General features: G+C 57.7%; 29 protein-coding genes and 1 tRNA gene. 15 read left to right on the top strand and 15 right to left on the bottom strand.

All coding sequences use genetic code 11. The features are described from left to right. The 4 genes from modC to QK296_RS23300 all read left to right on the top strand — a co-directional run bounded on the left by modC (position 1) and on the right by QK296_RS23300 (position 4,736). Entirely contained in the window at positions 1-1,080 is a 1,080-nt protein-coding gene (gene modC / locus QK296_RS23315) for a molybdenum ABC transporter ATP-binding protein (RefSeq protein WP_282391341.1), read from the top strand. A 74-nt stretch (positions 1,081-1,154) separates the two neighbouring features. Then, on the top strand, positions 1,155-2,204 hold the full coding sequence (locus QK296_RS23310) for a DNA topoisomerase IB (protein WP_094774771.1): 1,050 nt from the start codon (positions 1,155-1,157) through the stop codon (positions 2,202-2,204). 123 nt (positions 2,205-2,327) lie between these two features. Continuing rightward, positions 2,328-3,962: an ABC-F family ATP-binding cassette domain-containing protein gene (locus QK296_RS23305; RefSeq protein WP_282391340.1), complete on the top strand. Its 1,635-nt coding sequence runs from the start codon at positions 2,328-2,330 to the stop codon at positions 3,960-3,962. A 69-nt stretch (positions 3,963-4,031) separates the two neighbouring features. Further along, positions 4,032-4,736, top strand: a complete 705-nt coding sequence (locus QK296_RS23300) for a YoaK family protein (RefSeq protein ID WP_094774773.1) — start codon at positions 4,032-4,034, stop codon at positions 4,734-4,736. 147 nt (positions 4,737-4,883) lie between these two features. Here QK296_RS23300 and QK296_RS23295 read toward each other — a convergent pair whose 3' ends face one another. The 4 genes from QK296_RS23295 to QK296_RS23280 form a co-directional block, all read right to left on the bottom strand. Continuing rightward, a complete protein-coding gene (locus QK296_RS23295; RefSeq protein WP_094774774.1) occupies positions 4,884-5,237 on the bottom strand; it encodes a hypothetical protein in 354 nt (117 codons plus the stop codon). A 172-nt stretch (positions 5,238-5,409) separates the two neighbouring features. After that, entirely contained in the window at positions 5,410-5,721 is a 312-nt protein-coding gene (locus QK296_RS23290) for an AzlD domain-containing protein (protein WP_282391339.1), read from the bottom strand. After that, positions 5,718-6,413, bottom strand: coding sequence for an AzlC family ABC transporter permease (locus QK296_RS23285; RefSeq protein ID WP_003191338.1), 696 nt, complete (start codon positions 6,411-6,413; stop codon positions 5,718-5,720). Before QK296_RS23285 ends, QK296_RS23290 begins: the two co-directional genes overlap by 4 nt. A 71-nt stretch (positions 6,414-6,484) precedes the next feature. Then, the gene (locus QK296_RS23280; RefSeq protein ID WP_003191339.1) at positions 6,485-6,700 is read right to left on the bottom strand and encodes a hypothetical protein; all 216 of its coding nucleotides are present in this window, start codon (positions 6,698-6,700) and stop codon (positions 6,485-6,487) included. Positions 6,701-6,877: 177 nt separating this feature from the next. On the opposite strand from QK296_RS23280, the gene QK296_RS23275 reads away from it, so the two are divergent. The 8 genes from QK296_RS23275 (at position 6,878) to QK296_RS23240 (ending at position 14,744) form a co-directional block, all read left to right on the top strand. Beyond that, a complete protein-coding gene (locus tag QK296_RS23275) occupies positions 6,878-7,234 on the top strand; it encodes a metalloregulator ArsR/SmtB family transcription factor (protein WP_003191341.1) in 357 nt (118 codons plus the stop codon). A gap of 19 nt (positions 7,235-7,253) precedes the next feature. Beyond that, entirely contained in the window at positions 7,254-8,537 is a 1,284-nt protein-coding gene (locus QK296_RS23270) for an arsenic transporter (protein WP_034135045.1), read from the top strand. A gap of 11 nt (positions 8,538-8,548) precedes the next feature. Further along, complete coding sequence (locus tag QK296_RS23265; protein WP_003191344.1) at positions 8,549-9,031, top strand: arsenate reductase ArsC; 483 nt, start codon at positions 8,549-8,551, stop codon at positions 9,029-9,031. A 286-nt stretch (positions 9,032-9,317) separates the two neighbouring features. Beyond that, positions 9,318-9,929: a LysE family transporter gene (locus tag QK296_RS23260; RefSeq protein ID WP_003191345.1), complete on the top strand. Its 612-nt coding sequence runs from the start codon at positions 9,318-9,320 to the stop codon at positions 9,927-9,929. A 318-nt stretch (positions 9,930-10,247) separates the two neighbouring features. After that, entirely contained in the window at positions 10,248-10,541 is a 294-nt protein-coding gene (locus QK296_RS23255; RefSeq protein WP_003191347.1) for a hypothetical protein, read from the top strand. 236 nt (positions 10,542-10,777) lie between these two features. After that, positions 10,778-13,492: a magnesium-translocating P-type ATPase gene (gene mgtA / locus QK296_RS23250; RefSeq protein WP_094774775.1), complete on the top strand. Its 2,715-nt coding sequence runs from the start codon at positions 10,778-10,780 to the stop codon at positions 13,490-13,492. A gap of 64 nt (positions 13,493-13,556) precedes the next feature. After that, positions 13,557-13,904 carry a DUF2493 domain-containing protein gene (locus QK296_RS23245; protein ID WP_003191350.1) on the top strand — a complete coding sequence of 116 codons (348 nt, stop codon included), beginning with the start codon at positions 13,557-13,559 and terminating at the stop codon, positions 13,902-13,904. Positions 13,905-13,922: 18 nt separating this feature from the next. After that, positions 13,923-14,744 carry a hypothetical protein gene (locus tag QK296_RS23240; RefSeq protein WP_057711353.1) on the top strand — a complete coding sequence of 274 codons (822 nt, stop codon included), beginning with the start codon at positions 13,923-13,925 and terminating at the stop codon, positions 14,742-14,744. On the opposite strand, the gene QK296_RS23235 is transcribed toward QK296_RS23240, so the two are convergent. Continuing rightward, positions 14,741-15,451, bottom strand: coding sequence for a tellurite resistance TerB family protein (locus QK296_RS23235; RefSeq protein ID WP_282391338.1), 711 nt, complete (start codon positions 15,449-15,451; stop codon positions 14,741-14,743). The genes QK296_RS23240 and QK296_RS23235 overlap by 4 nt on opposite strands. Before the next feature lie 124 nt (positions 15,452-15,575). Here QK296_RS23235 and QK296_RS23230 point away from each other — a divergent pair, with 124 nt between their 5' ends. After that, positions 15,576-16,103: a DinB family protein gene (locus tag QK296_RS23230; protein WP_282391337.1), complete on the top strand. Its 528-nt coding sequence runs from the start codon at positions 15,576-15,578 to the stop codon at positions 16,101-16,103. A gap of 136 nt (positions 16,104-16,239) precedes the next feature. Here QK296_RS23230 and QK296_RS23225 read toward each other — a convergent pair whose 3' ends face one another. Next, positions 16,240-16,716: a hypothetical protein gene (locus tag QK296_RS23225; protein WP_282391336.1), complete on the bottom strand. Its 477-nt coding sequence runs from the start codon at positions 16,714-16,716 to the stop codon at positions 16,240-16,242. A 223-nt stretch (positions 16,717-16,939) separates the two neighbouring features. Between QK296_RS23225 and QK296_RS23220 the strand changes: the two genes are divergently transcribed. After that, positions 16,940-17,026: transfer RNA gene (locus tag QK296_RS23220), tRNA-Leu, on the top strand. 185 nt (positions 17,027-17,211) lie between these two features. Next, on the top strand, positions 17,212-17,388 hold the full coding sequence (locus QK296_RS23215; RefSeq protein WP_003191493.1) for a DUF3606 domain-containing protein: 177 nt from the start codon (positions 17,212-17,214) through the stop codon (positions 17,386-17,388). 118 nt (positions 17,389-17,506) lie between these two features. On the opposite strand, the gene QK296_RS23210 is transcribed toward QK296_RS23215, so the two are convergent. The 9 genes from QK296_RS23210 to QK296_RS23170 all read right to left on the bottom strand — a co-directional run. Further along, positions 17,507-17,713 carry a hypothetical protein gene (locus QK296_RS23210; RefSeq protein ID WP_003191494.1) on the bottom strand — a complete coding sequence of 69 codons (207 nt, stop codon included), beginning with the start codon at positions 17,711-17,713 and terminating at the stop codon, positions 17,507-17,509. Positions 17,714-17,888: 175 nt separating this feature from the next. Next, positions 17,889-18,260 (bottom strand): hypothetical protein, encoded by a 372-nt coding sequence (locus QK296_RS23205; protein WP_122993389.1) that lies wholly within the window; start codon positions 18,258-18,260, stop codon positions 17,889-17,891. Between the two features lie 431 nt (positions 18,261-18,691). Next, on the bottom strand, positions 18,692-19,006 hold the full coding sequence (locus QK296_RS23200) for a hypothetical protein (RefSeq protein WP_240520848.1): 315 nt from the start codon (positions 19,004-19,006) through the stop codon (positions 18,692-18,694). A 1-nt stretch (position 19,007) separates the two neighbouring features. Continuing rightward, positions 19,008-19,235: a hypothetical protein gene (locus tag QK296_RS23195; protein WP_240520847.1), complete on the bottom strand. Its 228-nt coding sequence runs from the start codon at positions 19,233-19,235 to the stop codon at positions 19,008-19,010. Between the two features lie 249 nt (positions 19,236-19,484). Continuing rightward, positions 19,485-19,790, bottom strand: coding sequence for a hypothetical protein (locus QK296_RS23190; protein WP_137203694.1), 306 nt, complete (start codon positions 19,788-19,790; stop codon positions 19,485-19,487). Next, positions 19,772-20,125 carry a hypothetical protein gene (locus QK296_RS23185; protein WP_133633692.1) on the bottom strand — a complete coding sequence of 118 codons (354 nt, stop codon included), beginning with the start codon at positions 20,123-20,125 and terminating at the stop codon, positions 19,772-19,774. Before QK296_RS23185 ends, QK296_RS23190 begins: the two co-directional genes overlap by 19 nt. A 56-nt stretch (positions 20,126-20,181) precedes the next feature. Next, a complete protein-coding gene (locus QK296_RS23180; protein WP_137203693.1) occupies positions 20,182-20,571 on the bottom strand; it encodes a contact-dependent growth inhibition system immunity protein in 390 nt (129 codons plus the stop codon). A 317-nt stretch (positions 20,572-20,888) separates the two neighbouring features. Continuing rightward, a complete protein-coding gene (locus QK296_RS23175; RefSeq protein ID WP_003191502.1) occupies positions 20,889-21,257 on the bottom strand; it encodes a hypothetical protein in 369 nt (122 codons plus the stop codon). An 8-nt stretch (positions 21,258-21,265) separates the two neighbouring features. Next, a partial coding sequence (locus QK296_RS23170) for a hypothetical protein (RefSeq protein WP_212614255.1) occupies positions 21,266-21,786 on the bottom strand: 521 nt, incomplete at its 5' end.

The raw sequence follows: 21,786 nt of genomic DNA, 5'->3' as shown, positions 1-21,786 counted from the left end.
ATGATGGATATACGCCTGCAGCTGAAGTACTCCGCTTTTGCATTGGATGTGGACCTGCAATTGCCCGGCCGTGGCGTGAGCGCGCTGTACGGGCATTCTGGCTCCGGCAAGACCACCTGCCTGCGCTGCATCGCAGGTTTAGAACGCGCCGAACACGGCTTTGTGCAAATCAACGACGAGGTCTGGCAAGACAGTCGCAAAGGGCTGTTTGTGCCGCCACATAAACGCGCTTTGGGCTATGTGTTCCAGGAGGCGAGCCTGTTTCCTCACCTGTCGGTGCGCGCCAATCTGGAGTTCGGCCTCAAGCGTATTCCACGCCCGCAGCGGCGCGTGGGCATGGCCCAGGCCACCGAACTATTGGGCATCGGGCACTTGCTTGAGCGTCACCCGCAACACTTGTCCGGCGGCGAGCGTCAGCGCATCGGCATCGCCCGTGCCTTACTCACCAGCCCCAGGCTGTTATTGATGGATGAACCGCTGGCGGCCCTGGACAGCCCGCGCAAAAGCGAGATATTGCCTTACCTGGAACGCCTGCACGACGAGCTGGATATCCCGGTGCTCTACGTCAGCCACGCCCAGGACGAAGTGGCGCGGCTGGCTGACCATATCGTCTTGCTCAGCGACGGCAAAGCCCTGGCCAGCGGCCCTATCGGCGAAACCCTGGCGCGCCTCGACCTGCCCTTGGCGCTGGGCGACGATGCCGGCGTGGTGATCGCCGGCAGCGTCGTTGCCTACGACGCGCACTATCAGTTGCTCACCCTGCAGTTGCCCGATTGCCCGTTGCAGATGCGCGTGGCCCATGCCCCGCTGGCGGTGGGCAACCCACTGCGGGTCAAGGTCCAGGCGCGGGATGTGAGCCTGAGCCTGCAGGCCGAAGAACACAGCAGCATCCTCAACCGCTTGCCGGTGACCGTCACCCAGACTGTCGGCGCGGACAACAGCGCCCATGTGCTGGTGCGCCTGGACGCCGGCGGCACGCCCTTGCTGGCGCGCATCACGCGCTTCTCCCGCGACCAATTGCAACTGCATCCGGGCCAGACGCTGTGGGCGCAAATCAAGGCGGTGGCAGTACTGGCTTAAGCATTTGGCACGACCGCAGGGCGCTGCGGTCAATCAGACATACCGGCCTGATTTGTTGCCAAGGAACCCGCCCCATGCCTGACTCTTCGTTACCCGCCGACCTGCCCCGCGACCTGCATTATGTGGATGACACCCAGCCCGGCATCCGCCGTAAAAAAGTGCGAGGCACGTTCCAGTATCTGAACGCCAAGGGCGAGCGCATTACCGACGCGGACGAAATCAAACGCCTGAACGCCTTGGCGGTGCCACCCGCCTACACCGACGTTTGGATCTGCGCCGACCCTCGCGGCCACCTGCAAGCCACCGGCCGCGACGCCCGTGGCCGCAAGCAATACCGCTACCACCCACGCTGGCGCGAGGTGCGTGACAGCGACAAGTATGCGCGCTTGCAGGCCTTTGGCGCCGCCTTGCCCAAATTGCGCAAACAGCTCGAAGCGCAAATCGCCGAACCCGGGTTTACCCGCGAAAAAGTGCTGGCCACGGTGGTGATGTTGCTGGACGCCACGCTGATCCGCGTCGGCAATACCCAATATGCCCGCGAGAACAAGTCCTACGGCCTGACCACCCTGCGCAACCGCCATGTGGACATCAAGGGCAGCGAGATCCAGTTCCAGTTTCGTGGCAAAAGTGGCGTGGAGCATCAAGTCAGCGTAAAGGATCGGCGCCTGGCGCGGGTGGTCAAGCGCTGCATGGAATTGCCGGGGCAAAACCTGTTCCAGTACCTGGACGAAGACGGTGAGCGGCATACCGTCAGCTCCCAGGACGTCAATGACTACCTGCACAGCCTGACCGGCGAAGATTTTACCGCCAAGGACTACCGCACCTGGGCCGGCACGGCGATGGCGCTGGCGGTGTTGCGCGAGTTGGCGTGGCAGCCCGAATCCGACGCAAAGCGGCATGTGGTGGCGATGGTCAAGGATGTCGCCCGGCAGTTGGGCAACACGCCGGCGGTGTGTCGCAAGTGCTATATCCACCCGGCGGTGCTTGAGCATTTCAGCCTCGGCCAATTGTCGAAGTTGCCCAAGCCGCGGGTGCGCAAAGGCCTGAAAGCCGAAGAGGTCGCACTGGCGATGTTCTTGGAAAAACTGGCCGAAGACTTGCCGCACAAAGTTAACGTGGGTTAGGCTCTGCCTCCCTTCTGACTCACGGGATGACCGCCGACGTGAACATCTAAGCCTTCCAGAATGTATCTGCAACGAGCCGCCTGGCGCGCTTGTTGGCCTGTTCGACATTTTTTGGAGGTGCTGATGACTGACGTCAAACGGCTGCCCGCGCTTGTTTCCCTGCAACACCTGTCTTTCCAGTTCGCCAATGGCGAAACCTTGCTGGCGGACGTAAACCTGTCCGTTGATCAAACGCCTACCGGTATCGTGGGGCGCAATGGACGGGGCAAAAGTATCCTGGCGAAATTGATGGCCGGCGTGCTACTGCCCTCCTCCGGCACCCTGAAAAAACCCGCCAATGTTGCCTATGTGCCCCAGGCCATCGCGGTTCAAGCAGGGCAAACCATCGCCGATATCACCGCAACTGCCGCTGCCTTGGCAGCCCTTGCACGTATGGCCCAGGGCGATGCACGCCTCGGTGATCTGGAGCTGATCGACGATCGCTGGGACCTCGCCGAAGGCCTGCGCCAGGCGCTGGATGCAGCGGGTTTGCCAACCCTCAGCGCCAGTACCCCGGCCGATCAACTCAGTGGCGGCCAACTGGCCAGGGTCGCGCTGATCGGGGCGTTGTTGGCGGCGCCGCAGTTGCTGATTCTGGATGAACCCAGCAATCACCTTGACGCTGCCGGACGCGATTGGCTGTTGCATGTGTTGCGCGATTGGCGCGGCGGGCTGGTAGTGGTCAGCCATGATCGACAGTTGCTCAACGTCATGGGTCGCATCATTGAGCTGTCGCCCCTGGGCATTCAGGTCTATGGCGGCAACTACGATGCCTATCGCCAGCAACGCGATACTCACCAGCAGGCCGCGATGGCCTCGTGGGAGCAGGCGCGTCTGGCCCGCAGCCGCGAGCGTCGGCGCCTGCAAAAAGATCACGACGACCTGCAGCGCCACGCCGCACGCGCACGTAAACAGGCCGAGACCGCCAACGTCGACCGTTTTACCAGGGCACGCTGGAAAAGCGCGGCAAAGGAAGTCGTCAGCAACGTGGGCAGTGCCCATCATGCGTGCAAAAACCAACTCGACGCCCAGGTACGTCAAGCTTACGAGCGCGTGGTGGATGAGACGCCCACACTGCTCGCATTACCAGGCTCGAGCGTCCCCAATGGTCGCCAGGTACTGGTGCTGGAACAGGCGCAGTTGCCTTGGCTCGATCCGCTGGCACCCGCCAGCTACCTGACGCTCAACCTGACAGGCCCGGCTCGCGTTGCCGTACGTGGGCCAAACGGTTGCGGCAAATCGACCTTGCTCAAACTGCTTGCAGGCCTTTGGCGGGCGGTCAGTGGCGAATGCACCGTGGCGGTGCCGAGTGCCTATATCGATCAACACCTGGCGCTGCTGGATGACCGGCGCAGCCTTGTCGAGCAACTTAACCTGCTCGACACGCCCCTGGCCGAAGCCGAACTGCGCACACGCCTGGCGTTATTGCAGCTGGACGCGCTGCGGGTGACGCAGCCCGCAGGGCAACTCAGCGGCGGCGAGCGCTTGAAAGCCGCGATGGCCGTTGCCCTCTGGCGTGAGACACCGGCGCAATTGCTGTTATTGGATGAACCCACCAATCACCTGGACCTGGAATCGGTGCTGGCGTTTGAGCAGGCATTGAAGGGGTTTACCGGCGCGCTGCTGGCCGTGTCCCATGACGAGGCATTCTTGCAGGCGATCGAGCCGACTCACCATCTGACGTGGCACGCCACCGGCTGGCAACTGGAGCGTGTCTGAGGTCATTGCGCGGACAGGCAAAGCATCCTACGGTAGTGGCCGGATAATCTCACCGAGGAAACCGGCCCCATGCTGCCTTCGTCCCGCAAGCCTTACGCCAATGCCACGCTCGCCCTTCGACAGCGCTGGCGCGGGCGGGTGGGCTTGATGCTGGTGGCCTGTCTGTCGGTGCTGGCGGGCATGACCGATGCCATCGGCTTTATGGCCAGCGGCGATTTCGTCTCGTTCATGAGCGGTAACACCACGCGCCTGGCGGTGGCTATCAGCGTGGGCGACCTGGGGCTCACCGGACGGCTGGTGTTGTTGGTCGTCACCTTCGTGGTCGGCAATGCCTTGGGTGTGCTGGTCAGCCGTTTCAGCAAGCGCCATGCGTTGCCCTTACTGCTGTGCATCGGCGCCTTGCTCTGCGCTGCGGCGTTGTGGCCTGCCACCGACACCTTGCCCGCGTTGCTCGCGGCGATCATTGCCATGGGCATGCTCAACGCGGCCGTCGAGGAGGTGAACGGGTTACCGGTGGGGCTGACCTACGTCACCGGGGCGCTGTCACGCTTTGGTCGCGGGCTGGGCCGTTGGTTATTGGGCGAGCGCCGCAATGGCTGGCGCGTGCAATTGATTCCGTGGGGTGGGATGTTCATTGGCGCTGTGATCGGTGCGCTGCTGGAACAGCAGATGGGCCTGCGCGCATTGTGGGTCAGTGGTGCGTTGGCTGGGGCCTTGGGGGTGGCGACACTGTTGATTCCGCGACGCTGGCACTTGGGTTTCATGCCCCGTTGAGGTGGGGTGGAGGAGCTCGTTCGACGTTTAAGCCTCGACATCCGTGTACCGGTAAAGAGCCATCACGTCGAACGAGCGAGTGAATCATAAGCCAATGCCCGGTGGCTGTCCCGCCAGGCGTTTCGGAATATGACTAAGGCAACCGACTTACAGACAAGTGGCCAGTGCTGCCAGGCGACGTTTAGCCGGCATAGTGTCCTGCGCGGCGTAGTAGTTGACCGTAGACCCTGCGCCGGTGCTGAGTACATCGACAAAGTAATCGCCACCGGTGGTGTACACCGTGAAACCACCCGCCTCGGTCGCTTCCTTGAAGCCGCCGGCATCGACGCCGAACACGCTTTCATCCTGCCAGCCGAACTGGATGCACTGGGCAACGACCAGGGTGGCCTTGTCTGACGCCAGGGTCTTGTAGGGGCTGCCTGCGCGCGCCTCTTTCATCTTCGAACCTGCGCAACCGGCCAGTGCCGCCAGTATCAATACGCCCATTACCACGTTGTGCATGCCATTGCTTCCTTGGAAAAACCGTGACTCTACCACTGTGCCGAGGCCAACTGACGCGCCCATGAACTTTGTTTCACTGTGAAGAGCCAACACGCCGCCTATAGTGGCCAGGCTCATTTTTTAGAAGTCTCCCTTCTGCCCGCCACCCCGCGGGCTTTTTTTTGCCCGGGTATCAGAGCCACCAACGCAGCAGATAGAACAGCGCCATGCTCAATAACACGGTGGTCAATACGCTGCGTGTCCAGTACATCAACGCCACGGCGCAGATACCGGCCAGCAGGTAAGGGTTGGTCGGGCTCAGGTTGAGCTGATGGTCCGCCAGGAAAATAATCGGCCCGCAGATCGCCGTGAGCATGCCTGGCACGGCGAAGCCCAGAAATTCACGCGCGCGGCGATTGAGCCGCACCGGCAAGCGTGGCTCGATAAACAGGTAACGGTTGAAGAACACCACCAGGCCCATGGCTACAATCATCAGGTAAATCATCGTTGCCCCACTCCCAGCCGCTTGCAGGCAAACCCCGCGCTCATCCCCAACACACCAGAGACCACCACCGCCGATTCCCAGTGCAAATAACTCAGCCAGACTGAGCACAGCAGTGCCACCGCCACGCATACCACCGTGGGTACATCGCGCACCACGGGGGTGATCAAGGCGATAAAGGTGGCGGCAATCGAGAACTCCAGCCCCAATTGATCAAGGCCGGGAATGCTCTTGCCCAGCACAATGCCGGCAAGGGTAAAGAGGTTCCAGATGATATAAAACGTCAGGCCGACGCCCAGGGCATACCAGCGATTGAAGGTCTGGCGGTCATAGTGGTTGACCAGGGCGAAGAACTCATCGGTCAACAAAAACCCCAGGCTCATGCGCCAGCGGGTGTTGAGCGAAGAAAGGGTAGGACGCATGTGCATGCCATAAAGCAGATGCTGGGAGGTCAGCAGCAAGGTGGTCAACACAATGGAAATCAGGCTGGCACCGCTCTTGACCATGCCAATGGCGACCAGTTGTGCGGCGCCGGCAAACACAATGGCAGACAAGCCTTGGGCTTGCAGCGGGGTAAATTGCGCGTCGATAGCCATCGAGCCGGCCAGCAAACCCCAGGGTGCGCAGGCCAGGGACAAGGGAATGACGGCGATGGCGCCGCGGGTGAAGGCGTAATGAGGTAATGCAGTGGACATGGAAACGGCTCATCGACAGACAGTCGACAAGCATGCCAGCACGAACGAGGGCGTGTCTTGAACGATCTTGCTCAGGCGAGCTTGACCGACACCTGCTCCACCGAATCCCGGGCCTCGCGCAATTCGTAGGCATCCTGGTTCAGTCGGTGGATGGTATTGAGCAGGCGTTGGCGCAGCACTTCATCGCCGAGTTTTTCCACGGCGCGCATCAGGTCAAACGCCGCGGTTTCGTTATTTTCCGCGACAGAATCCAGGGTCTTGCGCAGGTTGCGGGTGGCTCGGGTCACGCGGGGTCTTCCTTCATCAGCAATGGGCAGGCACGTTAGGACATTTGTGTTTCATTTTAATTTCAAACAGTTGTGGCGGTTTCAAAGGCATTTGATCCATATCAATTGAAACAAGATTTGACCGATATATATGGAAATACGTATATTCGAATGTACCTACTTGAAAAGTCCTTGATCATGTCAGACCTCCTCATCCCGACCGCCCTGTTCAAATGCCTGGCCGATGGCACCCGTGCACGGGTGACCTTACTGATCCTGCGCGAGGGCGAACTTTGTGTGTGTGAGTTGATCCATGCCTTGGACGACAGCCAGCCAAAAATCTCCCGCCATCTCGCGCAATTGCGCAGTTGCGGCCTGCTGGTGGACCGTCGTCAAGGGCAATGGATCTACTACCGCATCAATCCGGCACTGCCCGCTTGGGTCACTCAGGTGCTGGACATCACTCTGCAAGCCAACCAGCCATGGTTGCAGGACGACGCACTGCGTCTGAATGCAATGGGCGACCGACCACAACGGGCCAGCACCTGCTGCTGAGCCATCGGAGCTTTTATTCATGCTTGTCGCAATTGCGATTTTCCTCGTCACCATCGTGCTGGTCATCTGGCAACCCAAGGGCCTGGGCGTCGGCTGGAGTGCCACGTTGGGCGCCATCCTCGCGCTGGCCTGCGGAGTGATCAGCCTGGCGGACATTCCGGTGGTGTGGCACATCATCTGGAACGCCACCGGTACCTTTGTCGCGTTGATCATCATCAGCTTGTTGCTGGACGAGGCAGGCTTCTTCGCCTGGACAGCCCTGCATGTGGCGCGTTGGGGCCGTGGTCGCGGGCGGCGGTTGTTTGCTTATATGGTGCTGCTGGGTGCGCTGGTATCGGCGCTGTTTGCCAATGACGGTGCGGCGTTGATCCTGACGCCTATCGTGATGTCGATGCTGTTGGCCTTGCGATTTTCGCCGACGGCGACCCTGGCCTTCGTCATGGGCGCCGGGTTTATCGCCGATACGGCGAGCCTGCCATTGGTGGTGTCGAACCTGGTGAATATCGTTTCGGCGGACTATTTCAAGATCGGCTTCAACGAATATGCTGCCGTGATGGTGCCGGTGAACCTGGTCAGCGTGGCTGCGACCCTGGCAGTGCTGCTGTGGTTTTTTCGCCGGGACATTCCCCAAACCTACGACCCGGCTGACCTGGAAGACCCCAGCAGTGCCATCCATGACCCTGCGACGTTCCGCGCTGGTTGGTGGGTACTGGGTATTCTGCTCATCGGCTGTTTCGCCCTGGAACCTCTGGGTATTCCCATCAGTGCGATTTCCGCCGTCTGCGCCGTGCTGCTGCTGGTGATTGCCGCCAAGGGCCATAAGATTTCAACGCGCAAAGTCCTCAAGGAAGCGCCTTGGCAGATCGTGATTTTTTCCCTGGGCATGTACCTGGTGGTGTATGGCCTGCGCAACGCCGGCCTGACCGACTACCTGGCCACCTGGCTCGACTCCTTCGCCACCTACGGCGTGTGGGGCGCGGCCATGGGCACCGGGGTACTGACGGCGCTGCTCTCCTCGGCCATGAACAACCTGCCGACGGTACTGATTGGCGCGTTGTCCATCGAGTCCAGCCATGCCGTGGGCGTGGTCAAGGACGCGATGATCTACGCCAATGTGATCGGCAGCGACCTGGGCCCGAAAATCACGCCTATCGGCAGCCTGGCCACCTTGCTGTGGCTGCACATCCTGGCGCGCAAAGGCATCACCATCACCTGGGGTTACTACTTCAAGGTCGGGATCGTGCTGACCTTGCCCGTGCTGCTGATCACCCTCGCCGCCCTCGCCTTGCGCCTGAGCCTCTAAAGGAACGCCCCATGAAAGTCCTGTTCATGTGTACCGCCAACAGCTGCCGCAGCATCTTGTCCGAGGCGATGTTCAACCACCTGGCACCGTCGGGCTTCGAGGCGATCAGCTCTGGCAGCTTCCCCAAGGGGCAGGTGCTGCCACGCAGTCTGACCACGTTGCAGGCGGCGGGCATCAGCACTGACGGCCTGTACAGCAAAGGCAATGACGCCTTTGAAGACAGCCCGCCGGATGTAGTCATCACCGTATGCGATAAAGCGGCCGGTGAAGCGTGCCCGGTGTATTTCGGCCCAGCGGTGAAGACGCATTGGGGCTTGGAAGACCCTTCCGAGGTGCAGGGTAACGAGGCGCAGGTAGAGGCGGCATTCACGGCCACCCTCGACATTATCGCTGCACGCTGCAAGGCGTTTTTTGCACTTCCGTTTGCGAGTTTATCGTCGGATGAATTGAAGGCTGAAATCGACCGCATTGCCTCAACACCGCAGCCTTTGTAGGAGCGAGCTTGCTCGCGAAAAACTCATAAGCACCGCGTTCATTCAGGAAACGCGCGTTATCGTTGACGCTTCTCGCGAGCAAGCTCGCTCCTACAGGGACCTGTGACAGACGCTGATTCTGTGGGCAATGCATGGCTAGTGTGGGAGCTGGCTTGCCTGCGAAGGCGGTGGTTCAGTTGAAGATTGAGTGGCTGACATACCGCCATCGCGAACGTTCCTACAGAGGACGTGGTATCCCCTTCCCGGACTGACGTATGCTCTGGCACTTTCTCGAAAGGAACTGAGCATGCTGTCGATCTTTGTTTATGCGCTGGTATTCGGCTTCGTATTTTGCCTTTCCCCCGGCGCCGTACTGGCAGAGACCCTGCGCCGCGGCTTGCTCCATGGCTTCACACCGGCCCTGCTGGTGCAGTTCGGCTCGCTGGTGGGCGACGCCGTCTGGGCCGTGATTGGCCTCACCGGTATCGCACTGCTGATCCAGCATGATGCAGTGCGGGTACCACTCACAATCATCTGCGCGCTGTACCTGGCTTGGTTGGGCATCCGCAGCCTGATCGATGCCTGGCAGCTACCCGCAACCGGCAACGCCCCTGCCAGCTCAGGCAAAAATGCGTTGGCGGTGGGCGCGGCGATTTCCCTGGCCAACCCGAAGAACATCGTCTACTGGGGCGCCCTGGGCAGCGCCCTGTCGGGGATTGTCGGCACCACCCCCAGCCACGGGCAAACGCTGATGTTTTTTGCCGGCTTCATGCTGGCGTCGGTGCTCTCGTGTTTTCTCACTGCCGCCTTGGTAAACCTGCTGCGCAAAAACGCATCACCGACTTGGCAACGCGTGAGTTATGCGGCCTGCGGTTTAGTATTGATCTATCTGGCACTCCTCGCCGCGCAAGGTATATGAAGTTATTCAACCTACAACTTACGCGCGCCTCTTATCTGAACGAACTCTGAACACCGGATAATTTAATTAATCATACGTTGACATTCACTGACGCCCTGAGTAGATTGCCCGTGCCCGCAACTGGGGCCTTTTTTAAACCTCACAAAAGAAGCCAATGGACACAGTATCTAGTCGCTGTCCGAGCACCGCCTCTGCGGGCGTCGGGCGCCAAACCCAGAATATGACAGGACTCGCGTTCCAGGTCCGGTAAGCTGCGCTAGAGCTTGATGCTCCACCGTAACTGCCTCACCGGTCGCCCGTCCGGTCCCGAGGTGTGTTATGACCTTCCAACTCCTTGTTTTGCCCGATACACGCACACTGGTCGCCGCCCTGCGCGCCAAGCTGTGCCGCGAGCCCGTGGGCTTTTCGTCAACCCGCTCGACCTTTGCCATACCCTCCCCTCAAGTGCGTCCGGCACCGCCGCTGGCCCACTGGCGTATCTGCCCTGAAAGCGGCCACCTGGTGCAGCACTGGGATCACGCCGACCCTCAAGACCCACAGAGACCCCAGGTTTCCAGCCTGGCGCAAGCCCGCTTGCTGTTCGGTCTTTACCTGAGCGCTCGCGCCGCCTGACCTGGCTGCAAACTACAACTTTCTTTTTGATACCCCTGGAGTTCTTTATGAACAAGTCCAGTAGTAGCCCGCTGCACGTTAGTTAATTAACGCACTGTTAGCGGGCCCTTCAGAAGTTACGTGAACACTTTATCTAAACCGATCGCGAAGTCCGCGACTCGGCATGCTTTCGCTCGCCTGTCTACAGGTAAGTACCGGGTATGTTTTGTCGAGAATTGGCGACAGGAGTACAGACAATGAGCGCCGTAAAAAACACGCCTCTGCACAAAAAAAATGGCACCGCCACCGACACCAAGCTGTCGATGCGTGCCGCCCGTGAAGCCCACAATGGCCTAGCAGCCACCCTCGCCAATGTACGGGCCACCCAGGACGGCCTGACCGAACTGGACGCCTCGGCGCGCCTGCAACGGGAAGGCTATAACGAAGTCGCCCATGACAAGCCGCCACACGCGATCATCCAGTTCCTGCAGGCCCTGAACAACCCGTTCATCTACGTGCTGTTGACCCTGGGCGGCATCAGCTTTGTGACTGACTGCTGGCTACCGATGCAGGAAGGCGAAGAGGCTGACCCGACCAAGGTCGTCATTATCATGACCATGGTGCTGCTCAGCAGCCTGCTGCGTTTCTGGCAGGAACACCGTTCGGCCAAATCCGCCGAGGCCCTCAAGGCTATGGTGCGCACCACCGCCACCGTGCTGCGCCGCGAGCAGGTTGGCGCCCAGCCCACCTTGCGCGAAGTGCCGATGCGCGACCTGGTGGCCGGCGATATCGTGCAGTTGTCTGCCGGCGACATGATCCCTGCCGACATCCGCCTGATCGAATCCCGTGACCTGTTTATCAGCCAGGCCGTGCTGACCGGTGAAGCCTTGCCGGTGGAGAAGTACGACACCCTGGGCGATGTCACGCAAAAATCCGCCTCTACCCTCGCCGCCGACCAAGGCAATCTGCTGGACTTGCCGAACATCTGCTTCATGGGCACCAACGTGGTCAGCGGTCGCGCCAAAGCGGTGGTGGTGGCAACGGGGCCGCGCACTTACTTCGGCTCCCTGGCCAAGGCGATTGTCGGCTCGCGGGTGCAAACCGCCTTCGACCGCGGCGTGAACAGTGTCAGCTGGCTGTTGATCCGCTTCATGCTGGTGATGGTGCCCATCGTATTTTTCCTCAATGGCTTCTCCAAGGGCGATTGGGGCGATGCCTTCCTGTTTGCCCTGGCAGTAGCCGTCGGCCTTACCCCGGAAATGCTGCCGATGATCGTCAGCGCCAACCTGGCCAAGGGTGCTACGGCCATGGCCAAGCGCAAGGTGGTGGTCAAGCGCCTCAATGCGATCCAGAACTTCGGTTCGATGGACGTGCTGTGCACCGACAAGACCGGCACCCTCACCCAGGACAAGATCATCCTCGAGCATCACGTCAATGCCTTCGGCCAGCGCGATGACGCCGTGCTGTCCCTGGCCTGGCTCAACAGCTTTCACCAGAGCGGCATGAAAAACCTGATGGACCAGGCGGTGGTGCAGTTCTCGGAACAGAACCCCAAGTTCCAGGTGCCGTTTGCCTACAGCAAGGTTGACGAATTGCCGTTCGACTTTGTACGCCGCCGCCTGTCGATTGTGGTCAAGGATGCCGCCGGTGACCATCTGCTGGTGTGCAAAGGCGCGGTGGAAGAGATGCTGAGCATTGCCACGCACGTCATGGAGGCCGGCGAAGCCTTGCCCCTGGATGAGCGCCGTCGTGACGCCCTGCTGACACTCGCCAATGACTACAACGAAGACGGTTTCCGCGTACTCGTAGTGGCGACCCGCAATATCCCCAAAGCACTGGCACGCCAGCAGTACACCACCAGCGACGAACGCAACCTGGTGATCCAGGGCTTCCTGACCTTCCTGGACCCACCAAAGGAAACCGCAGGCCCGGCCATTGCGGCGCTGCAACAGATTGGCGTGGCGATCAAAGTGTTGACCGGTGACAACGCCGTGGTCACCAGCAAGATCTGCCGCCAGGTTGGACTGGAACCCGGCCAGCCGCTGCTGGGCGTGGAAATCGAAGCCATGGACGACGCCACTTTGCTGCGCCGTGTGGAAGAACGCACGGTGTTCGCCAAGCTCACGCCGCTGCAAAAATCCCGCGTGCTCAAGGCCCTGCAAGCTAACGGGCACACCGTCGGCTTCCTCGGCGACGGTATCAACGATGCACCGGCGCTGCGCGATGCCGATGTGGGCATTTCGGTGGACAGCGGTACCGACATCGCCAAGGAATCGGCGGACATCATCCTGTTGGAAAAGAGCCTGATGGTGCTCGAGGAGGGCGTGCTCAAGGGCCGCGAAACCTTCGGCAATATCATGAAGTACCTGAACATGACCGCCAGCTCCAACTTCGGCAACGTGTTCTCGGTGCTGGTGGCCAGTGCGTTCATTCCGTTCATGCCGATGCTGGCGATCCACCTGCTGCTGCAGAACCTGATGTACGACATCTCCCAGTTGGCCCTGCCGTGGGACAAGATGGACAAGGAATACCTGGCCAAGCCGCGCAAGTGGGATGCGAAAAACATTGGCCGCTTCATGATCTGGATCGGCCCTACCTCGTCGATCTTCGACATCACCACCTTTGCGCTGATGTGGTACGTGTTCTCGGCCAACAGTGTGGAAATGCAGACCCTGTTCCAGTCCGGCTGGTTTATCGAGGGGCTGCTTTCGCAAACCCTGGTGGTGCATATGCTGCGCACCCGCAAGATCCCGTTCTTCCAGAGCACAGCCGCCTGGCCGGTGTTGATGATGACCTGCATCGTGATTGCCTTGGGCATCTACGTGCCGTTCTCGCCGCTGGGCACCCTGGTGGGCCTGCAACCGCTGCCGCTGGCGTACTTCCCGTGGTTGGCGGGCACCTTGCTGGCTTACTGCTGCGTCGCCCAATTGATGAAGACGATCTACATCCGCCGCTTCAAGCAGTGGTACTGACCCTCCCCGCCGTTCAAGCGCTGGCGGCCGCCCGGTCGCCCGCGTGCAATACAAGGATTTGCTCATGCGCGTGTTGATCTGTGCAGGTCGTCATTACGCCGACACCAAAAAGTCCCGCCATGTGCTGGACGCTTACCACCGCCTGCGCCCGGTGCAGGTACTGATCCACGGCGGCAACCAGTTCCTGGGCAGTGAGATCGAGGAATGGGCACGGGAAATCGGTATCGACGTGGTGCGCTACCCACCCAATTGGCAGCGCCACGGCAAACAGGCCGAACGCCAGCGCAACCACTTCATGCTGGCCGACAGCCGCCCCGACCTGATCATCGCCCTGCCGGGCGGTGACGATACCTCGGAGCTGGTTTGCCAGGCCAAAGCCAGCGGCATTTCGGTGCTGACCGTAGAAAGCTGAATTCAAGCGAGGTGCATCATGCACAAAAAACACACGCCGGCACGCCGCGACGGGTTTGCCAAATATCGCGCACGCCACTCTCGCGGTGCTCGCCCAACTTTGCTGTTACTGCCACCGGCCAAGCGCCGTGCATTGCAGCGCAACTTGATCTTTATCGGCATGACGCTGGGCCTGGTCTTTGTCGTCGCGTTGATTTCAAAAGCCCAAGCCGCAGGCGGCGCTTATGTGGTTGATGACGGCGCGATCAACGCGCCGGGGGAATGCAACGTCGACGCCTGGTACAGCGCCCAGCGGCACGCGGGGAGTACCCACAACAGCAACGTGTCGCCCGCCTGCACGTTCAGCGCCATGCCTGCCGTGCAATGGGGCGCCGCGTTGTCACGGGCCACGGATGCAGGCAAAGGCGAGACGCAGATCAGCCCGCAAGCCAAGGTGCAGGTGCTGTCACGGCAAGACTTGGGCTTGGAACTGGCGGTTGCTGTCGGGGCGCATGTCGCGCTGGATCGCCATCACGGGTTTGATGGCGCAGACCTGAACATCCCACTCACATGGCAACCCCTGGCGCCCCTGCGGCTGAACCTGAACGCCGGCTGGAGCCACGCCTACAACGAGGGTGATCAACAGCATCGCCTGACGTGGGGCACGGGGTTCGAATATCAGTTGGCAGACGCGCTCACATTGATTGGCGAGCGCTATGGCCAGGAAGGCGGCGAACAGGCCTGGCAGGCTGGGCCGCGTTTGCACATCGGCGAATTTGTCGACGTGGACGTGCTGGTCGGGCGCAGCCTGATTGGCGATCGCGCCCAGTGGCTGACCACTGGGGCGACGCTGAGGTTCTAGGCTTTGGCCTGCTGCTCCAGATGCACCTGCAATTGCGGATCGATTTGCAACTGACCGGCCAGGTCGTCGAGGTAATTACGCTCGGCGTCCTGTTGGTCATCGACCAGCATCACGCTCGCCAGATAAATCTCCGCTGCGATTGCCGGGTCATTGGCATACTCGGCAAAATCGGCGGCATCCAGGGGCTTGGCGACTTCGGCGTCGAGCCACTGCTGCAATTGTGGGTCGTCGGTATGACGGCCGATCTCGGCGGAAATCATCTGCTGCTCTTGTGCATCGATTTCGCCATCGGCCTTGGCCGCCGCGATCAACGCACGCAGTACGCCGTGGCTATGGGCTTCGGCTTCAGGCCCGTCAAGCTGGTCAACGGTCTGGATAGCTTGCTGCGGTGCCGAAGCCTGTTGGCGTTGCCAGGCTTGGTACGCCTGGAACGCCGCCATGCCCAGGGACGCCAGCGCCGCGTAGTTCATCCCACCGCCGCTACGCGTCTGGGAGGTGCCACCTGCCGGAGCGCCGCCCAACAAGCCACCCAGGCCACCGAGTAAACCACCCAAACCGCCGCCAGCCGAAGATGCATTGCCGGTGCCGGCGCCCTTCAACAGCCCACCTAGCAACCCGCCCAGGCCGCCGCCCAGGCCGCCGCCCGAAGTGCCGCCGCCTTGCTGCCCTGCACGCAACAGTTGTTCTAGTAGATCGCTGGTATTCATGGTGTCGCCCTCCGGGGCGCAATAGTGGCGTTGATCAAACATAGTCCTCCCGCGATGGAACACCATGACCGTCGGGCGGGCAAGCTTTATGATGGCGCCATCACGCCGACAAGGGAGAACAGCGGTGAACCGCATCGAGCATATTGCGTTGATGGCCACTTACAACCAATGGATGAACCGCAAGGTCTACGACGCCGCCAGCACCCTGACGCACGCAAAATTGACCCAGGACCGCCAGGCTTTTTTCGGCTCGATCCTCGGCACCTTGAACCACCTGATGCTGGGTGACACCGTCTGGCTCAAGCGCTTTGCCGAACACCCGGCCAACTTTGCGGCCTTGGCGCCGCTGAACGGGGTGGCCACGCCCAGCGACCTCAAGCAATTGGCCTTCGCCAGCCTCGCTGAATTATCGGCCCATCGCGCCTGGCTGGATCAACTGATCATCGATTGGACCAACAGCCTGCACGAGTCCCACCTTGATCAACGCCTGCGCTATCACAACATGCGCGGCCTTGCTGCCGAGAAACCCTTCTTCGGCCTGCTGGTGCATTTTTTCAACCACCAGACCCACCACCGCGGCCAGGTGACGACACTGCTGAGCCAGGCGGGTGTGGACGTAGGGGTCACCGACTTGCTGGCGCTGATTGACTGAAGGCCGACACGGTCAATGTGGGAGCTGGCTTGCCTGCGATGGCGGTGTAACAGATTCAAACCTGTGACTGACACATCGCTATCGCAGGCAAGCCAGCTCCCACAGTTGCCCTATATTGCCCAAACTATCAGTGCCGTCACTTCACCTTGCTGCTCAAACTCTCCACACTGCGCTTCAAATCATCCAGGCTACGCTTGAGCCCGTCGATCTCGCTTTTCTGCCGCTCTATCGTGCTCTTCTGCTCATCCACCGTACGCTTGAGACTCGACAGCTGGCTGTCACTGCTACTGGTACTCGAACCGTCCTTGCGCTTGAACTCATCAAACGCACGCTCCTGCCCTTCCACCTTACTTTTCAACCTTTGCAGTTCGCTTTGACTCTGTTTTTGCCCAGCCTGCAGCGCCTCGACATCACCAACGGAAACACCCGACGGCTTCAACACATAGGCACCGCCCACGTCCATCGAGCCGGCCGTTAACTTATCTGAAGACGACGCACTAAACTCACCCCACTGCACCGCACTCCCCGCCTGCGCCGAGCTGAACACGGCAGTGCCGAACAAACCCGCCACACCCACGGCCATGATCCAAGCCTGCTTACGGACACTGAGCATCAAACAACTCCTGGCGAAATGCCGAAATGGCATATCGCTATGACTGTCATTTATGGGGCTTGTTCCTGGGTTGCTTGCGTTCATCAGCACTTGGCACAAAGGCCCTGTAGATCACTGATCTGCCAAGCTTTTTCCTGCGCATCTTTATGCGGGAAAACCGGCCTGGAGGTTGCGCTGAAGCGGCTAGATCTATATATTCCCAACCCTGTTACACCGCGCTACCGCCCGAATGGCGAAACTGGTAGACGCATGGGACTTAAAATCCCCCGCTCGTAAGGGCGTCCCGGTTCGATTCCGGGTTCGGGCACCATAGATATCAAGGGCTTGCCGGGGAAACCTGGGCAGGCCCTTATCTTTTCTGTTCCGCAATTCCCTCGCCTGGCGTCCTGCCGAACGAATTCCCCACCTCTTTATTCAGACCGAACTACCGTCTTGTACTAACGTTCTATCGAGATAGGCTTGGGCGCTTCCAAGTCATCCCGCATGGAGCTAAATATGTCTGACGATTTGAAAAACCGTGGCCCGCAAGATCGCGCTCGAGTAAACACCTCGGAAGCTTGGGAGGTGAAGTACTGGACCAAAGAGTTCGGTGTAACCGAGCAACAGCTCAAGGATGCAGTGAGAGCTGTTGGTCCGATGGCTGACGACGTACGCAAGAAACTCGGTAAGTGAAGAGTGGTGACGCCCCGCGCGCAAGCGGGGCTGTTTACTGAACCTCATTGTGGTTATTACGCCGCTAGACTACGGTAAAAATGAGTGAATCCGTCAGGCTGAAAAGCGTAATTGGCGATTACTTATTTGGCTCGAATTTCGCAAACATCAGGCCGAAGAAAAAACCTCCGACCATGGCCAGATAGACCGACTTGTAGCCTGCGACGTTATAGGCCAGCCAGTAGTTGACCGCAGTGATGACGGCGAACGCCACGAAGAACTGTTTACGAGAAAATCGGCTGAAAAAGCGCTCTACCGCCGCATTCATCGCCTTGAGCTTGTTCATTGCGCCTCGTCCTTGAAAAAAGTAGAAATCCTAGCTCAACCCTCTATTGCCCGCCATGCTGCATCCGTTAGCGGAGGGCACCGCCGGGACTGGAACGGCCGTAAATACGAAGTAGCGGCATGATCAGGTCAGTTGCTCGATCGATAAATGAACGCCGGCCATCCACTGGCTTTGATTACTGAGCGCCAACACTTGGAACCCATAAAGTGCATGCAGTCGCTGCCTGAGCAATGAGCCAATCATGCTCACGCTTTGCGAAGGGTCGAGGCATCTCATAAGAGATCCGAAGCGCAAAGTTATAGGCGCCAATGACTTCGTTTCCAGTCGGTGTCGCTTCTTTCAATTTTGTGTTGGTTTTTAGCCCTTCTACGGCTCCGTGTAGGGCCAGTGCTTGTTTGGACGTGTCTGCACTTTCTTCCAAGATTTTTACCGCGATAAAGGCTGCATTAGAGCAGCGATCCATCTTTTCCCACTGCTTCAGCTGTGCCTCATCACCCAGCGCTACAGCGGAGGTGAGCAGCATCAGTGAGCCAATCCAAATACGCATAGTTTTGATCCTTCAAAAATTTCGGCATTAATACCCCAACCCTGACCAAATTGCCACCACCATTCACGTAGGACGGCACCTACCTGAGGTAAAAGAAAAAGAAAAAGAAAAAAGGGACAGATATATTTTCCAGAGACTCATTCGCTATATCTAAAAGGGCTCGTCAACCCTATAAATAAATCTGTCCCGTTTTTTGAAAGAACGCATGGGCATTGCTATCTTTGGCGTGCTGCTGAATGCGCTGCTGTTGATGCCTGACGATTTGATGTCTCCGATTCACGCGGGCTCTCCTTGTTCTAGCGGTGTGTGTTCGCAACTATCACCGTAGACCAAGGGCGGCCTTTTTTCTTTTTTTCTAATCAGATCAGCCGGTTAGCTGTTGAGTAAGTGCCATTCAAATCTGCCCCCTTTTTTGCGAATCTATCCGCTTGTCAATGGTTTGCACTATGATTTTTTATGCGCTCTAAGAACTCAGCCATAGCTAGTGGATCCCGCTCCACTAGCTCTTCAATTAAATCTTCTGCTGCCCAGTGCAAAATCATGTCTCCTTCATCTCGATCTTTGCAGAGAATGAGATCACTTGACAAAGAGGAGTCAAGAACATTGACCTCACTTTCACTGAGTGCCATCAACCCACCGTAACCATCATAGGGAATGACCCAGTAAAAGCGCTCGTTCCTTATCCAGTAAATCCCAAAAACCTGCACAGGCTCTTCTCGGCCAATTTCTCGAACAATCATGTCCACATCACTCAATAGTTCTTCCGGGCTGCAGCACAGGCGGCAGCTGCTGGGGCGTCGTGATTTTCATATCATATGCTTTATCGGTAACGGAGTTGTACTGATAGTGAACGGTTATATTTTCTCCGTTAAGCAGCCGCTGACTGGCTTCCATTTTTTTCCATCCTTCACTTCGCGGAAAATCTTTGTCGCCTGCTAATTTCGTATCACGACCAGCCGAGGGATTATCAATCACTCTATTCCACAACGTTTGCTCATTCAAATCTCGCGGCACAGTAGACTGATAGCTCTTTGCTGTTGAATGAGTTGCATAGTTAAGAAGGCCAGCTGAAAATTCATCGGCCGAGTTTCCCTTCCATAGCTATCTCGACTTACTTTAGACCTTTCAGTAACAGCGCTTGGGCTATATGGATCATCCACCACAGCTGGTTTACCGCCACTGAACTCACCCGCATTTCCATCTTTTGTACCGACTAATTATCGACTATGGGCAATACTCAACCATATAACTGCTCCCTAGTTCTTGCTGCATCGATTTGGCCAGTTCCTCTCCCTCTGCTTTATGCCGAAGCTCTGCCTCAGGCGTGGCAAAACAAGAATCGGGCGGGTAGTCGTTGTTGAACGTCGACTGATACTCACCGTCCCACTCACTGATTTTGACCATCAGCTCTGGACAAAGGGGTAAATCTTCAATATCAACGTGCCCCATTCTATCCGGATCTGGGCAGAATATCGGCCCAGCCAAATACTCACTCGTTAGTCTTAACCTGATCATGGCAATGGTTTCCAAGAACTGACCGGATTAGCTCGAACCACGAAGCCGTTTGAGCTAACCCCAACTGCGGTATTTTGCTCAACACCATTGTGCGTGATGCGATAAACATTAGCCGAACCATTGGTCCCGACAACTTTCCCACGCTCAAGAGCACTCATTACAACATTTGGAATGTCATCACGTGAGATGCCTTTGTTGACAAAGTCGGCTTCGTGTCGTTTGTAGATATGTTGCAATCCGGCAGCATCAGTACCCTTTTCCAGCCAGACTGTTCGGCCATCTGGCAACCTACGGATATCAACCACACTTCCTGGGGTGATTTTAGTGCCTACAGGCAATCCCGAAATCAATTCGTCCCTCGTCAGAGCGGACCCCGACACTCCTTTTGCACCAACTTACAAACTACTTAAACGCCAAGCGCCCTCAACAAAGTCGAAGCATCCTTTAATAGTTTGGGATCTTGGCTTAAATTCTTCACTTCGGCCAAAGCGCAAACGGCCTTTTGCGCCGCACTTGTATTTCTCTGCCAACACTCTGCACTCACACTCGCCAGAGCTGCAAGCAGCTCGCCGTCGTATCTCTCTCCTGCCAACACATCATCATGTAGTAATATCACAGCAAAGGGTAATAGCTCATTAACAAAAAGATTTTGCCTAATTGCGCGACATACATCTCCTACACTTAAGTGATCTAGTGGAGTATCGCATACCAAAAGATACCATTCGCTCAACGACGACGGGCTGTCTTCTGGTAACCAACTGATTTGAGTAAGTCTTTCCAATTCACGAAACGTCATATCCCGGCACCATTTAAAGCTGACTCAATACGATTGATAGTATCGACCGCTCGCTGACGTGCAGCTTGCGCTGACGGTTCATTCACCCCTTCAAGGTGTCCGCATGGTTCCGTAAACCTCGAAGAGTGTCGTTCATCTCTTTTAGGTGATCCCAATAACCACCGCCAGGCTTCGGAACAGGATTACCAGCCATATCCTTTAAGGTACCCGTAATATCACTATCCTTGAAATCATGAGAATATTGTCAATTTTTCCGACAACTCTTTTTTGGCCTTGACTCAGCGTAGCCAGAGTGTCTCCAGCCCCTTTTGCACCAACTAATCTTCGACAATTATATCTACAGCTTGCCCCTTGATAGCTACTCGCCCCCAGTCTCCGGTCAGTTCATAGCCATCATCACAACCAACAAAACTGTCTATATTCCCATAATCGAACTCGCCCGAAGCATCTGCATATGCCATAAACCTCCTATCAAGCCATTCGAAAGAATCTACATTTAGAAAGCGCAAAAAAATCTTTCTATAGCAATGTTTCTCTCCTTCTTGTGGCTTTTTATATTTTGGATGACTTTCAGTAAGAACTGCTTCTAACTCAAAGATTAGAGAGTCCTCCGCCTCACGAACAGATAAAACATAGCTATCTTCGAGATAGATATTTGAAAGCGAGGGAATTTCATAATAGTTCATATTTATCCTCACAAATCAAAGTCAATTGACGTGTGATTATCCGGACTTTTTCTTGTTACCGGATTACCAAAGGCGTCTGTTCTTTGACCTGTCGCGCTTTTAAACTCAACATGTGGATCAGCACTTCCTGGCGCCCGCGAACTGCCTTGTTTGATTGTCACACGAGGAATGCCATTCGCGTCAAGATATTTGAGAGTGCCACCACCAGTCTGTACAGGCTTCCAACCTTGAGCTTCCGCATATTGCTTCAACTCGCTAGCTTTTGGCGTTCGACCGGGTTCAAAAATCTTATTAATGCCTTTTGCACCATTAGCAAAAACCGTGCTCCCCGCCTTCACGCCTAAGGACTTAACTTCCCCAAGCACAGCATCCATCAAAAACTCAGTCGCTACAACATACTCATTTCCATGCAAAAGGTTATCAGGGTCGACTTTAGCCTCCTCATGAACCCCCTTCATAGTTTCAACAGTACGATCTGTCAGCTTTGCAGCGAGCTCGATAGCTTTAGATTCTTTGAACTCTCTGTACT

This window comes from Pseudomonas sp. AL10, assembly GCF_029960685.1.
GTDB lineage: Bacteria > Pseudomonadota > Gammaproteobacteria > Pseudomonadales > Pseudomonadaceae > Aquipseudomonas > Aquipseudomonas lactis.
This window is presented reverse-complemented; position numbering and strand designations above follow the sequence as displayed.

Coding starts and splice junctions, on each gene's coding strand:
- modC (WP_282391341.1), top strand. CDS start 1: ATGATGGATATACGCCTGCAGCTGAAGTACTCCGCTTTTGCATTGGAT.
- QK296_RS23310 (WP_094774771.1), top strand. CDS start 1,155: ATGCCTGACTCTTCGTTACCCGCCGACCTGCCCCGCGACCTGCATTAT.
- QK296_RS23305 (WP_282391340.1), top strand. CDS start 2,328: ATGACTGACGTCAAACGGCTGCCCGCGCTTGTTTCCCTGCAACACCTG.
- QK296_RS23300 (WP_094774773.1), top strand. CDS start 4,032: ATGCTGCCTTCGTCCCGCAAGCCTTACGCCAATGCCACGCTCGCCCTT.
- QK296_RS23295 (WP_094774774.1), bottom strand. CDS start 5,237: ATGCACAACGTGGTAATGGGCGTATTGATACTGGCGGCACTGGCCGGT.
- QK296_RS23290 (WP_282391339.1), bottom strand. CDS start 5,721: ATGATTTACCTGATGATTGTAGCCATGGGCCTGGTGGTGTTCTTCAAC.
- QK296_RS23285 (WP_003191338.1), bottom strand. CDS start 6,413: ATGTCCACTGCATTACCTCATTACGCCTTCACCCGCGGCGCCATCGCC.
- QK296_RS23275 (WP_003191341.1), top strand. CDS start 6,878: ATGTCAGACCTCCTCATCCCGACCGCCCTGTTCAAATGCCTGGCCGAT.
- QK296_RS23270 (WP_034135045.1), top strand. CDS start 7,254: ATGCTTGTCGCAATTGCGATTTTCCTCGTCACCATCGTGCTGGTCATC.
- QK296_RS23265 (WP_003191344.1), top strand. CDS start 8,549: ATGAAAGTCCTGTTCATGTGTACCGCCAACAGCTGCCGCAGCATCTTG.
- QK296_RS23260 (WP_003191345.1), top strand. CDS start 9,318: ATGCTGTCGATCTTTGTTTATGCGCTGGTATTCGGCTTCGTATTTTGC.
- QK296_RS23255 (WP_003191347.1), top strand. CDS start 10,248: ATGACCTTCCAACTCCTTGTTTTGCCCGATACACGCACACTGGTCGCC.
- mgtA (WP_094774775.1), top strand. CDS start 10,778: ATGAGCGCCGTAAAAAACACGCCTCTGCACAAAAAAAATGGCACCGCC.
- QK296_RS23245 (WP_003191350.1), top strand. CDS start 13,557: ATGCGCGTGTTGATCTGTGCAGGTCGTCATTACGCCGACACCAAAAAG.
- QK296_RS23240 (WP_057711353.1), top strand. CDS start 13,923: ATGCACAAAAAACACACGCCGGCACGCCGCGACGGGTTTGCCAAATAT.
- QK296_RS23235 (WP_282391338.1), bottom strand. CDS start 15,451: ATGAATACCAGCGATCTACTAGAACAACTGTTGCGTGCAGGGCAGCAA.
- QK296_RS23225 (WP_282391336.1), bottom strand. CDS start 16,716: ATGCTCAGTGTCCGTAAGCAGGCTTGGATCATGGCCGTGGGTGTGGCG.
- QK296_RS23215 (WP_003191493.1), top strand. CDS start 17,212: ATGTCTGACGATTTGAAAAACCGTGGCCCGCAAGATCGCGCTCGAGTA.
- QK296_RS23210 (WP_003191494.1), bottom strand. CDS start 17,713: ATGAACAAGCTCAAGGCGATGAATGCGGCGGTAGAGCGCTTTTTCAGC.
- QK296_RS23205 (WP_122993389.1), bottom strand. CDS start 18,260: ATGCGTATTTGGATTGGCTCACTGATGCTGCTCACCTCCGCTGTAGCG.
- QK296_RS23180 (WP_137203693.1), bottom strand. CDS start 20,571: ATGACGTTTCGTGAATTGGAAAGACTTACTCAAATCAGTTGGTTACCA.
- QK296_RS23175 (WP_003191502.1), bottom strand. CDS start 21,257: ATGAACTATTATGAAATTCCCTCGCTTTCAAATATCTATCTCGAAGAT.